This window comes from Enteroscipio rubneri (assembly GCF_002899715.1).
Taxonomy (GTDB): domain Bacteria; phylum Actinomycetota; class Coriobacteriia; order Coriobacteriales; family Eggerthellaceae; genus Enteroscipio; species Enteroscipio rubneri.
Window position 1 is genome coordinate 127,792 of the sequence record NZ_PPEK01000001.1, and the last position, 12,940, is coordinate 140,731.

The 12,940-nt window shown below is 62.9% G+C and carries 9 protein-coding genes; 6 read left to right on the forward strand and 3 right to left on the reverse strand.

What is annotated here, in order from left to right; genetic code table 11:
- Positions 1-19: 19 nt before the first annotated feature.
- Positions 20-1,894 carry an FAD-dependent oxidoreductase gene (locus C2L71_RS00535; RefSeq protein ID WP_103263837.1) on the reverse strand — a complete coding sequence of 625 codons (1,875 nt, stop codon included), beginning with the start codon at positions 1,892-1,894 and terminating at the stop codon, positions 20-22.
- Between the two features lie 440 nt (positions 1,895-2,334).
- Here C2L71_RS00535 and C2L71_RS00540 point away from each other — a divergent pair, with 440 nt between their 5' ends.
- On the forward strand, positions 2,335-5,208 hold the full coding sequence (locus C2L71_RS00540) for an autotransporter outer membrane beta-barrel domain-containing protein (protein WP_103263838.1): 2,874 nt from the start codon (positions 2,335-2,337) through the stop codon (positions 5,206-5,208).
- Positions 5,209-5,339: 131 nt separating this feature from the next.
- Here the strand turns inward: C2L71_RS00540 and C2L71_RS00545 are convergent, their stop codons facing one another.
- Together C2L71_RS00545 and hpf are read right to left on the reverse strand one after the other, a co-directional pair.
- Complete coding sequence (locus C2L71_RS00545) at positions 5,340-5,558, reverse strand: acyl carrier protein (RefSeq protein WP_103263839.1); 219 nt, start codon at positions 5,556-5,558, stop codon at positions 5,340-5,342.
- A gap of 4 nt (positions 5,559-5,562) precedes the next feature.
- Positions 5,563-6,141: a ribosome hibernation-promoting factor, HPF/YfiA family gene (hpf, locus tag C2L71_RS00550; RefSeq protein ID WP_103263840.1), complete on the reverse strand. Its 579-nt coding sequence runs from the start codon at positions 6,139-6,141 to the stop codon at positions 5,563-5,565.
- Positions 6,142-6,477: 336 nt separating this feature from the next.
- On the opposite strand from hpf, the gene nhaA reads away from it, so the two are divergent.
- The 5 genes from nhaA (at position 6,478) to C2L71_RS00575 (ending at position 12,847) form a co-directional block, all read left to right on the forward strand.
- Complete coding sequence (gene nhaA / locus C2L71_RS00555) at positions 6,478-8,283, forward strand: Na+/H+ antiporter NhaA (protein WP_103264231.1); 1,806 nt, start codon at positions 6,478-6,480, stop codon at positions 8,281-8,283.
- Between the two features lie 104 nt (positions 8,284-8,387).
- On the forward strand, positions 8,388-9,767 hold the full coding sequence (gene glmU, locus C2L71_RS00560) for a bifunctional UDP-N-acetylglucosamine diphosphorylase/glucosamine-1-phosphate N-acetyltransferase GlmU (protein ID WP_103263841.1): 1,380 nt from the start codon (positions 8,388-8,390) through the stop codon (positions 9,765-9,767).
- A 161-nt stretch (positions 9,768-9,928) separates the two neighbouring features.
- On the forward strand, positions 9,929-10,894 hold the full coding sequence (locus C2L71_RS00565) for a ribose-phosphate diphosphokinase (protein WP_103263842.1): 966 nt from the start codon (positions 9,929-9,931) through the stop codon (positions 10,892-10,894).
- A gap of 6 nt (positions 10,895-10,900) precedes the next feature.
- Positions 10,901-11,458, forward strand: coding sequence for an aminoacyl-tRNA hydrolase (gene pth / locus C2L71_RS00570; protein WP_103263843.1), 558 nt, complete (start codon positions 10,901-10,903; stop codon positions 11,456-11,458).
- Between the two features lie 9 nt (positions 11,459-11,467).
- Positions 11,468-12,847 (forward strand): DHA2 family efflux MFS transporter permease subunit, encoded by a 1,380-nt coding sequence (locus C2L71_RS00575; protein ID WP_103263844.1) that lies wholly within the window; start codon positions 11,468-11,470, stop codon positions 12,845-12,847.
- The last annotated feature ends 93 nt before the right edge of the window (positions 12,848-12,940 follow it).

Sequence of the window (12,940 nt, forward strand, 5' to 3'; positions counted from 1 at the left end):
TACGCCTCGATCCGTCGGACTAGTCAAGCTCGACGACGGGCACGGTTTCCAGCTGCATGGCGCCGTCAACGTTGCGGGCGACGATATTGCAGGTCCATGCCCCGGGATTCTCCTCGGGGTACTCGGGCCGATAGCTGTGCCCGCGGCTTTCCTCGCGCATGAGCGCGGCACGCGAGCTGGCTTCGGCGATGTCGAGAAGGTTGCACGCTTCGATGGCCGCCTTCCAGTCGGTGTTGTACGTGAGCGTGGCGTCGCCGAGCGTCATGTTCGGCAGTTCCTCAGAACGGATGCGCGCAAGCTCATCGACCGCCTGCTGCATCGCTTCGGTTTCACGCGTGGGCTGGCAGGCTTGATAGGCCGCCTTTTGGATCATGCGTGTGACTTCCTGCGGGCGTTTACCGCCGCCTTGGCGCAGTCTCAGCTCGTGCAGGCGGTTGATCTCCTCCTCGATGGCATCGAATGCGAAGGATGCGGGGCGTTTCGCCCCCTCGCCTTCGGCGTACTCGATGGCTTTCATCATCGCGTAGGAGCCGTCGCGATAAGCGACGTTCACCGACGAGCCGCCCTGGGCGCCGTACACGCCTCCGCCTCGCGAGCAGAATAAACCCGGCATGCCCTCGACCATGAGGTTCTCGTCGACACGGGGATTTCCGCCGTGCTCGTAGGCTTCAAGGGCGCATTCCAGTTTGGTCGAGGCTACGTCGATGCCGAAGACCTCCCGCCACAGCTCGACGTTGCGGCGGTACACTTCGCCCATGGCTGCGAAGGCTTCCGGGTTCGAGAAATCGACGTATACACCTCCGTTCGGCGATCCGCCCCCGTCGTGGATGGCCTTCGCAATGGTGCGGGTGAATGTGATGCGGTCAAGCGTGGAGTAGTCCATGCCGCGGAAGAAATAGGTGTCGTTGGCGTCGCAGATATACTCGCAGCACAGATTGTCGGCTCCGATGCCGCCCACGAACGTGGCAGCAAGACCCATGGGGTACATGCTGATGAGGTCGAACTGGAAGAACTCCGAGTCCTGCAGCGCCGCGCCGCGCCGGTAGGCTGCGGCATCGACGTCGCCGGTATTGTCGGGCGAGTTGATGGATGTGGGTGCGACGGTGTTCCAGCCGTATATCCACGAGCTTGCTCCCGTGCAGGATATTGTGGCCTTCGCGCGGAACACGCGTACGACGCCGGTGGGGATGTGCAATCCGACGGCTCCGATGCACGCCCCATCCTCTATGATCACATCGGTGATCATAGTGTGGTCAAAGATGCGCGCGCCGGTGCGCTCTACCGAATCCGTGAAGTAGCGCGGAAAGCCGTTGAACGTTCCGAACAATGGATAGCCCGGCATATCGAGGCCGGGCGCAAACGTCCCGTCCTCATCGCGCACGAACAGGTTGTTGCCCTCCTGCGCGTAGCGCAGAAGCAGGTTGCGTTCCTCGACGGTGAACGCCTCGTGCGTGGCTTTCGCGATCTTTTTGTTCGTGAGTTCGTTCAAGACGAAGTCCTCGGACTGGTCCCAGGGCGTGTCGGTTTGGATGAAGTTCACCCAGTTGCACCAGTTGTAGCCGCAGGCGCCGCCGAAGTGGAAGGGTCCCTTCTCCACGACGGCCACATCTTTGCCCTGCTTGTGCGCCTGCAGGGCGGCGTGCGATCCGGCAAGCCCGCCGCCGATGATGAGGATTTCGGTGTCGTAGAGCTCGAAAGCCGCCGTTGCAGATGCGTTTTCCGCGCCCGAAGAGCCGCTGCCGCCTGCCGCGCCGCCTCCAGTCGAGCAGCCTGTCGCCGTGCCGAGCGCCCCCGAAAGCATGATCGTGCCGAAGGCGACGGCGCTCCCGCCCAAAAACGCGCGCCGCGATATGCCGGTTCCTTCCGTGCGGGTAGTGCTTCGCTCGCTATCCATGATGCTCCTTCCCCTCCGATGAGCCGTGCGCGCGGGTGCGCGCGCCGTCGACACCATTCTTCGCGGCGGCGCGGCGCAGAGCAAAGGACGGCCCGGTGCATTCGTTCTCGTTCATGAGACAATACCGACGTTTGTCCTCGAAACGGGTACAAGGGCATGCCCTTATCGAGCATGAGCGCGTGGTGAAGAGGGCGACGGAAGAACAGGACCGATCGAGCGCCCTTGCCGGGTCCGGGAAATCCTGCGCTTTGCCGTATGCGTTGCCGCTGGATCGAGCGCGGTGTTTTCTCACGCGCTTTGCTCTTCTTCGAGGCGCGTGCCCCGCAATTTGACGATTCGGCTGCTTCATACCTTGATCGAATATTCATTGCAAAGTGCGCTATGCTGAAAATGGAATAACACCACACGCGTTTCAACGCGTTGTTGAAAGGTATAGCGGTATGAACATGGCAGGAAAACTGGTCGCCGTCGGGACGGCTCTCGTCCTGGTTTGGGCAACGGGCGGCATCGGCTTCGCCCCGGCATTCGCCCAGAGCGCGAAGCCTGATCCCGCTTCGTCGTCGTGGGCCGCGAGCGCGAATGCGGAAACGGGCCGTGCGGAAGCGGACGATCCTGTGGCGGATGGCGGGTCCGACGGTGCGCCTGAAGGCGCTGCTGGGACGGTCGATCCGAAGGAGCACCTGGACGCAGAATCCCCGCACGAGGAGTTCGCGCCCGATCCGAGCGGTTCTTCTTCGGCGGAGAGCGATGCGGGCGAAGCCGATGGCGAGGATGCGGAGACTACGGACGAGAAACCGCTCAAAGAGGGAATCTTGGCGGTGCTCGCGCTCGTGCAAGGCGACGGGCTTTCGTCTGCGGCCTCTATCGAACGCTCGGGGTCGACGGTATACGCCAACGGCGTGCCGATCGTCGTAAAGCCGGATGCCGATGGGAAGGCATATATCTTCGATGGCGCGGGTACGGTAAAGCTGGACGAAACCCCTCTTGCTTCAGGATCGAAGGTCTACGGTGGCGGCAACGGCGTGGATATCGACGGGAATACGAGCATTTCAGTCGAAGCGGTATCGAATATATCCATTTTCGGCGGCGGGTATAACGGAGCCGTTTCCGGCAATGCTCGCATCTCTGTCGCAAACGCATCGACGGGCACCGTGTACGGGGGCGGTTTCTCCGACGGCTCGCGTGCGGCCGATATCGGCGGGAGCGTTTCCATCGATCTGGCTGGCACCGGCACGAAAAGCAAGGTGTATGGCGGAGGCTCTGCCGAAGCGTCGAAGGGCGACGCCTCGGCGAACGTCGCAGGCGCGGTACGTATTTCGTGCGAGAATTTCAATCATCAAGGGGGAAGCTCCGTATATGGTGGCGGCTATGCGCGTACGAGCTCTGCATACTCGGCGAGCGCACAGGTGGGTAGCGTGCAGATGGAGGGATCCGGTCCGACTTACGTGCTGCGCGGCGGCGGATGGGCTTTCGCTTCGGGATCCGGCGCCGCCCATGCCGACGTGCTCGGCGCCATCGAGATCGTATTGACCGATCCCGATGTGCGCGAGGTGTACAGCGGAGGCTATGCCGACGGAGCTGCAGCCACGGCGGATGCCGCATCCGTCGACACAACGGTGGCGGGTGGAGAGATGATGATGCTGTACGGCGGAGGAACCGCCGACGGCGGCTCGGCGAACGTGGCAGGTGCGGCGAACGTGACCATCGACGGGTGCTCGAATCTGTACGGCTACACCATCGGCGGCGGCAGCGCTTCGAATGCGGGCAGCGCCGACGTGGGCTCTGTCGCGATCTCGATTCACGATTCGGTGGGCCCGGTCGAGAAGCAGCTGGGCAGCTGGGTTGCCCAAGCCGTCTACGTTGGCGGCAGCGCATCTGGTGCGGGATCGCATGCCGATGTGACGGGTTCGGCATCGCTTGCCATCGAAGGCGGAAGCATGGCTGGCAACCTGTACGGTGGGGGCGACGCCTCGGGCGGCGCTTCGGCGACAGTGAAGTCGCTCTCCGTGCGCTTGTCGAACATCGCAGCATATATGTTCAACGATGGGAATCAGGACGTTGCTGGACTGCTGAGCCTGTTCGCGGCCGGAGAGACTGTTGAAGACGGCAGCTCGTCGCTCGTGCAGGATGCGGTGGACGTCCAGCTTTCCGGGTTGAATCTTGAAAACCTGTGGGGTGCTGTGTCGGCCGTCGACGACGACCCGTTCGCTCCTACCGCACAGGTCGGGGCGAGCTTTCAGGAGGGGGCGGGCCTGACGGCTCTCTTGGCGTGCGTTGATCGCATCGAGCTCTCGCATGAGCTCGTGGTGCCCGCATTCCAACCGAAGGGGAACGGCGTTCCCACCATGATACGCGCGTCGAACTTCGCCGTCGGCGATGCGCTTGTCACCTGCCCTGCTCCCGACGCCCATGCAGACTGGTTTGCCCTTGATGATCGCGAGATCGGCTTCGAGCAACGTGAGCAGAGCGCTCGATGGCTTTTCAGCCGTGCAAGCGGCAGCATCGTCGTGGACCCGGAGGCGGATGCGGGGGAGGTGCCCGAAGTCGCGCTGGCCGATCCGGACGGCGCACTGTCTTCGTTACTGACCGAGGAGGATCAGGCGGCTCTTGACGGGGGTTCCTCGGTGACGTTTGCTCTCAAGGTCGCACCGCATGATCTCTCCTCCGATGAGCAGTCCCTGTTGGCTGAGATCGCTCGCCTTGCTTCGTATACCTTCGTTCAGCATTTGGACATTTCGCTGGCGAAGCAAGTCGATGGCGTCGAAACGCCGCTCTCGACGCTTTCCACGCCTCTGCGATTGACCATTGCGACGCCCTACGAGGCGGCGGATGCTCAAACGCCTACGAAGTACGCAGTCGTTCGCGTTCACGAAAACCCCGATGGCACGTTGGAAACAGCCGTGCTTGAAGACAAGGACGACGATCCTGCCACAATCACGATCGAGACGGACGCGTTCTCCACGTACTCGCTCGCGTACGCCGTCGAAGGATCGGGCGGTACGACCGACCCGGGTGGGAACGGTGGAGGTTCCGGCGACGACGGCTCGAACGGCGGCGAGGGTCAAGGAGGTTCGCCCGATGGGGGAGGAACCGGCGGAGTCGACGGCCAGACGGGATCTCGTGGGCAAAACTCCGCAGATGATCCGCTCGGTGATGGAGCGAACGCGTCTGCCACAGGCGGGAAGGATTCCGCAGGGTCTCTGCTCGCGACGAGCGATCCGACCGCAGTGTTCGCGCTTGCCGCCGCAGGCGTGACCCTGATCGCCGCCTGCACTGTCGGCGCTGCGGCTGTTCGACGTTCTCGTCGCTCGTAGCAGCGGAATCGGCTAGCCTGGAACGACTGCCTCAAGATGCAAGCGGACCCGCCGAAGCGGGTCCGCTTTTTCGATCTGCTACGTTCGGCGCGCGAGGCTCGATCGGCCGTCGCGGCAGCCGCTGCCGAATTTTACAGCGAGTCGATGTACTTCACGAGGTCGCCGACGGTTTGCAGGCCCTCGGGCTCGCCGAAGTCGACTTCGCAGGCCTCTTCGAGGTCGCATATGAGTTCGACCATGTCGAGCGAATCGATGCCGAGCGAGTCGAAGGTGGAGTCGTCCTCGACGGTTGCGGGATCGATGTCGAGATTCTCCTCGAGGATGTTCTTCACGGTGTCGATGGTTGCCACGATGCTAGTCCTCCTTCTGCTTGAGCAGGCCGTAGCCGCCATCGTCGCGGCGATACAGCACGTTTACCATACCGGTGTCGCGATCGGTGTAGGCGAAGAAGTCATGGCCTAGCAAGTCGATCTTGATGAGCGCCTCGTCGCGGGTCAGCGGCTCGAACTCCATCACCTTTTCGCGCACGATCTCCTCGCCGGCCAACTCGTCCATAAGGCCGTCTACGTCCAACTCGCCGCTGGCAGCCGTTTCGGGTGCGCGGATGGTCTCGCCTTCAGCGCGCAGCTTGCGGTCGATCACGCGGGTCTTGTACTTGCGCAGCTGACGCAGCACCTTGGCAGCGGCTACGTCGATGGCCGCGTACATGTCTTCTTCGCATTCTTCCACGCGGATGATGTGGCCCTTCGTGCGCAGCGTCACTTCGCAGCAGGCGGGGCGGGGGTTTGCGGGGTTCTTCTCGACGAACAGCACGACTTCGGCCACCAACGGGTCGATGTCCATAACTTTCATGGAATTGCCGATCTTCTCGTCGGCATACTGACGCAGTGCATCGGTTACAGGCATTTTGCGTCCGGTGACGGTAACGCTCATAGCGATCACCTCTTACCTCGTGGCGAATAAAAAAACAGCTCGTGATGAAGCCGATGCCTGGTCGTGCAGAGAAAGCAGCGAATGCTCTTCGTGCGCTCCAAGCTGACTCCTTCCGTCAAGCTGATGACAACAGGATAGCGCAATTCCTGATATTTTGGCGGGGCATTTTACAACGCGTTGTGAATTCGATTTAAAAACGCGTAACGAACCGGCGAACATGCCGCGCTCATGAAGGATAATGGACGGGTGGCCGCCGGGGCGTCGCGCGCATCGCCCCTCGGCGGGCCGTATTCCGATCGGGCGGCTGAAAGGCCGCTGCGCGCAGACGAGGACGACATGACGGACAAGGATCACGACGGCTCTCCGCGCATCTTCATATCCGAAGTGCAGGGCCATCAGGCGAGGTATCGCAAGCTCATCCAGTTCACCCACTCTTCGACGAAGGCGGCCGGCGCAATGCTGGCGGCGGCCGTTATCGCGCTTATCGTGGCCAATTCCGGTGCGTACGAGGCGTTTCTGGAGTTCTGGCACACCGAAGCGGGGTTCTTCTTCGGCGAGGCGTTCGCCGGCATGTCGCTCGCGCACGTCATCAACGACATCTTCATGGCCGTGTTCTTCCTGCTGGTCGGCCTCGAGGTGAAGTACGAGCTCACGGTGGGCGAGCTGACGAACATCCGACAGGCCATTCTGCCCATCATGGCGGCTATCGGCGGCGTGCTGGTGCCCATTGCCTTCTACCTTGCTTTCAACGCGTCCAGCCCGGAGTCGGTGCAGGGCTGGGGCGTACCCACGGCCACCGACATCGCCTTCGCCCTCGGTATTCTGGCGTTGCTCGGCAACCGCGTGCCCAGCGGCGTTCGGGTGTTTCTCAGCACGCTTGCCGTGGCCGATGATATCATTGCCATCCTTGTCATCGCGGTTTTCTACGGGCACAGCCCCTCGCTTCTGTGGTTGGCTGGCGCAGCAGGCGTGCTCGCGGTGCTCGTTCTCATGAATCGCAGCCATATCTACTCCCTCATCCCGTATCTGGCTGTGGGACTCGTGCTGTGGTACTGCGTGTTCATGTCGGGCGTGCATTCCACCATCGCCGGCGTGCTGCTGGCGTTCGTCATCCCGTCGGGATCCCGCGTGAACTTGAAGAGCTTCACCGATTGGTCGGGCACCAAGGTGCGGGAGGCGCACGAGACCTACGAGCCCGAGACGCCCGTCATCGCACAGGGCGCATACATCGAGACCGTTCGGTCGCTCAGCCGCATCGCCCGTCAGGTGGTGCCCCCCGCGACACGACTCGAACACCGTTTGTACCCGTGGGTGTATTTCGGCATACTGCCCCTGTTTGCACTGACGAATGCCGACGTGAGTTTCGCTGGCGTCGATGTGGGCGCCATGCTGGCCAGCCCTGTGCTCTATGGCGTCTTGCTGGGATTGCTGGTAGGCAAGCCCCTGGGCATCATGCTGATGAGCTTTATCGTGGTGAAGCTGAAGGTGGCCTCGCTGCCGGAGAACGTGAACTGGTTCCACATGCTGGGCGCCGGGGTATTGGGTGGCGTCGGCTTCACGATGTCCATCTTCGTGGCGAATCTGGCGTTTGCGGACGAAGCGCTAGTCTCCACCGCCAAGCTGGGCATCTTGGTGGCATCGCTGCTTGCGGGTGTGCTAGGATTCGTGCTGCTCATGGCGCAGGCGAAAGTTGCGCAGAAGCGGGGTGTGGCCTACCTGTCGGGCAGCAGCGATGATGTGACCCGCCAGACGGCGGGCGGCGAGGCGGCGCGCGATACGCAGGAGCTGTTGCGCGAACTCGAGGATCCTTCCGTTCTCGGCGAGATCGAGGCCGCGAAGAAGCGCGGCGGGGTGTTCGAGATCGTCGTGGACCTGGGCGAAAGCGGTCTTTTGGGCGGCGGCTCCATTGGAGACGTGCGCGAGGCCGTGCGCGACGAGGTAGTCCGCGTTTTGAGGGAAGAGGGCAGAGACGATCTGGCCGACAAGGCGCAGGAAGAATTTCGGGAACACGCGGGTGAGCCGCCGCTTGCGAGCGTCGAAGAGGTGCTGCGACGCGAGCGGCCGGAACTTCTGAAAGACGCGCTCGAACGCGAAGCCGACGATGCGACGGGCATGTCGGGCGACGATGGGAAGCGGCGGTAGAAGAGGTGCCGGTCAATCCGCACGTCGGATGCTTGCTCGCCTGCGGAGCGGTACATGCCGCGATAAAGTATCGACGAGAGGGATCGATGAAGAGGAGGAGCGCCGTGGAAGCTGCAGCGATCGTGTTGGCCGCGGGGGCCGGAACACGCATGAAATCGAAGAAGCCGAAGGTGGCTCACGAGGTGCTGGGCAAGCCGCTCGTCCGCTGGGTGGTGGACGCGGCGCGCGCGGCGGGCGTCGAGCAGGTGGTTTCCGTGGTGGGCCACGCCCGAGAGCAGGTGGTTCCGCTCCTGGAAGCCGATACGCAAACGGTGGTGCAGCACGAGCAGAACGGGACGGCCGGCGCCGTGGCGGTGTGCGCCGAAGCCCTTGGCGACTTCGATGGCGCGTTGGTGGTGCTTTCCGGCGACTGCCCGCTCATCACGGCCGAAACCATCGCTCGGCTGATTGCGGAACGCGAGCGCACCCAAGCGGCTGCGGTGGTGCTCTCCATGGAGCTGGATGATCCGTTCGGTTACGGGCGTATCGTGCGCGACGGCGACGGTGCCGTGGCGCGTATCGTCGAGCAGAAGGATGCATCGCCCGAGGAGGCGGCCATCCGGGAGTGCAACTCGGGCTTCTACTGCTTCGACGCACGGGCGCTGTTCGATGCGCTACAGCAGGTAGACGACGACAACGCCCAGGGCGAATTCTATCTCACCGACGTGCTGGAGATCTGCCGCGCGGCCGGACGGCCGGTGCAGGCGCTCGCCTGCGACGACACGAGCGAATGCCTTGGCGTTAATTCGCGCATCCAGCTGGCTGAGGCCGGAAAACACCTGCAGCGGCGTATCAACCGCGCCCACATGGCCGCGGGCGTGACCATGATCGATCCCGATCAGGTGTGGATCGGTCCCGACGTGGTCATCGGCCAGGATGTCGAACTGCTTCCGCAGACGTTTCTCATGGGTAGAACCCGCGTGGGGGAGGACAGCGTGATCGGCCCGAACTCGCGCCTGACCGATACCGTGGTGGGTTGCGGCTGCACGGTTGACGAGACGGTTGCCGTCGAGGCGCGCATCGACGATGGCGCCACGTGCGGGCCGCGGGCCTACTTGCGCCCCGCGGCGCATCTATGCGAGGGGGCGAAGGCGGGTACGCACGTGGAGATCAAGAAGTCGACAGTCGGCAAAGGGTCGAAGGTGCCGCACCTCAGCTATATTGGCGACACGACCATCGGCGAGGATGTGAACATCGGCGCGGGATCCATCACCTGCAACTACGACGGCAAGAAGAAGTGGCCCACCACCATCGGCGACGGCGCGTTCGTGGGAAGCGATACCATGATGGTTGCGCCGGTAAACATCGGCGCCGGCTGTATCATCGGCGCGGGTTCGTGCATTACGAAAGACGTGCCTGCCGATGCGCTGGGACTCACGCGCCCCGAGCAGCGCACGATCGAAGGCTGGGCGGCCAAGAAGCGCGAACGCCAGGAGCAAGCGTAGGGAAGGCGACAATGAGCGTCGGTTATCGCTCGTTGCGGTCAATCTGCGTAAAAGCGCTGGTTTCCTCTACGCGAGCGCGCTGCCTGGGGATACAATAGGCGCATTGGAAAGAGGAGTCAGTCGACGCGGCGGCGGCCCGCGGTGGACGAAGGAGCATGCACATGACGGAGATGCAGAAGAGCATGGCGGTATTCTCGGGTTCGGTGAATCCCGAACTTGCCGACGAGATCGCTCGGGAGCTCAACGTCGCGCTGGGCAATGTCAAGCTCGAGAAGTTCGCGAACGGCGAGATATACGCGCGCTATCAGGAGAGCGTGCGTGGCGCCGACGTGTTCCTCATCCAGTCGGTGTGCGGCGGCGCAGGCTACGACGTAAACGATGCGCTCATGGAGCTGCTCATCATGACCGATGCGGCCAAGCGCGCCTCGGCCCGTACGGTGTCGGCGGTCGTTGCGCACTATGGCTATGCGCGTCAAGACCGCAAGGCCGCCCCGCGCGAGCCGATTACCGCCAAGCTCGTGGCGGATCTTCTGGCGGCTGCCGGCGTGGATAACGTGATCACTATCGACCTTCACCAGGACGCCATACAAGGTTTTTTCGATTTGCCGGTGAACCATATGACGGCCATGCCCATCTTCGTGGACTACTTCAAGAGCAAGCAGCTCGAGCAGGAGCGCCTGTGCGTGGTGTCTCCCGACGTAGGTCGCGCGAAAGCCGCGAAGAAGTTCTCGACGATGCTCGACTGCGACATCGCCATCATGCACAAGGACCGCCCGAAGCACAACCAGGCCGAGATCACGGCACTTATCGGCGATGTGACCGACAAGATCTGCATCCTCAACGACGACATGATCGACACGGCCGGCTCGCTGGTGGCGGCGGCTAACACGCTCAAGGCGAAAGGCGCCGCTGAGGTGTACGCCTGCGCCACGCACGGCCTGTTCAGCGGCCCGGCATACGACCGCATCGCGAACTCGTGCATCGAAGAGGTGGTGGTGACCAACGCCGTGCCCGTGCCGCTCGAGCGCCAGACGGGCAAGGTAAAGGTGCTCTCCGTGGGCCCGCTGTTCGCACAGACCATCAACAATGTCTATACCAACGGTTCCGTGGCACGTTTGTTCGAGTAGCGCACTATGTATTTGATCGTAGGTTTGGGAAATCCGGGCGAGGAATACGAGCACACCCGGCATAACGCCGGGTTCGATGCGGTGGACGTCATCGCCGAGGCAGTGGGTGCGCGCTACTGGAAGACGGAATGCGGGTCGCTCACGGCCAAAGGCGTCTGGCGTGATCACGACATCGTGCTTGCGAAGCCACAGAGTTTTATGAATACATCGGGTGGGCCTGTAAAACAGCTCATGAACGCCTATAGCGTTGAGCCCGATCGACTCATCGTGATCCATGACGAGCTCGACATCGATCCGGGAACCGTGCGCGTCAAGTTCGGCGGAGGACATGCGGGGCACAACGGCCTGCGCTCCATCTGCGACAAGCTAGGAACGCGAGATTGGGCACGCGTGCGCGTGGGCATCGGTCGCCCGCCAGGGCGGATGCCGGTCGTGGACTGGGTGCTGTCGCGGCCGCGCAAGGATGCTTCCGACGATTTTGCCTATGCGGTTGATCGTGGTGCGCAGGCGGCGCTTTCACTGGTGGACGCGGGGTTAGAGAAAACCCAGCAGGTGTTCAACTAGGGGGCGCGCGTGGAAACAACGGCACAGAGCGACCGCAGGGCGGTGTATGCGCTGTTCGCCATCGTTGTGCTGGCGTCGGCATCGGGAAACCTGTCCCAGACGGCCGTCAATGCCATGCTTTCCGACATTATGGGCGAATTCGGCATGGCTGTGGATCTGGGGCAGTGGCTTACGACTAGCTATATGCTCGTGCTCGGCGTCACGGTGCCGGTGGCCACGTACCTTTCTCGGCGCTTCTCGGTTCGCCAGCACATGTTCATCGCGCTCGGGTTTTTTCTGGCAGGAGCGATGGCCGATCTGTTCGCGCCGAACTTCGGCGTGCTGCTGGGCGGGCGCATCTGCCAGGCCGTCTCCGCTGGCATGCTCATGCCGCTCATGCAGACCATCGCCATGACGCGCTTCCCCGCAGGACGTCAGGCTACGGCCATGGGCATCGCTGGTATCGCAATGGGTTTTGCGCCCAACATCGGCCCTACCATTGGCGGTGCGATGAGTTTCGCTTGGGGTTGGCGGAGCTTTTTCGTTCTGCTGGTCGTCATCATGGCTGTGTTGGCCGCGGCATCGGCATGTGCCATAAAGCCATCCGCTGCGCTTGACCGCTCCGCCCGACTCGACGTCGTGTCGCTCGCGCTTTCAACGCTGGGCTTCGGCGGACTGCTCCTAGCGTTTTCAGATGCGAGCAGTTTCGGCATTGCAAGTCCCTTTATTTGGGTGCCGATGCTATTGGGGACGCTGTTCCTCGTGTTGTTCGTGCGTCGGCAAAATCGGGTGGACGATCCGCTCATCAGCATGAACATATTCAAATCGGCGCAGTATCGCGCCGGCTTCGTCGCTCAGAACCTCCTGAATGCCTCCTTCATGGGTGTCACGCTTGTGGTGCCGCTGTATGTGGAAGGGCTCTGCGGCGGCACGGCGCTCGAGGCGGGTATCGTGCTGCTTCCCGGCACCGTCGCGGCGCTCGTGCTCAATCCGCTGGCTGGCGTGCTGACCGATCGTATCGGCGTGCGTCCTGTCGCGCTTGTCTCGGGGGCGTTTTTGGCGACAGGGGCGGTGCTCATGTCGTTTTTGGAAGCGGACACGCCCTTATATGTGGTGACGCTCTGCCAAGCCGTGCGCGCTATTGGGGTGTCGGGACTGGTGGGGCCACTCACGTCATGGTGTCTTGCGGACTTGCCGCGGCCTATCGTGTCGGACGGTTCGTCGTTCTGCATCGCAGCGCGCCAAGCATGCGCCTCGCTGGGCACGTCGGTCATGGTGTTCATCATCACGATGGCGGGCGCATCAGCGGCGGGCACGGCTGATCCTGCGCTCGCCTACCAGCTGGCGTTCGGCTTCTCGGCGCTGATGGCCGTGGCGACATTCGGTTTCATCGTGGCGAAGGTGCGCTAGCGAGCGTCGATGGCGGGGCGTGGGCGAGTCGAGCAGCGGCGCACCAAGCGGGCGTTCGGCTGAAGCTTGCGCCAAGTTGAGGGCGCGCTGGCC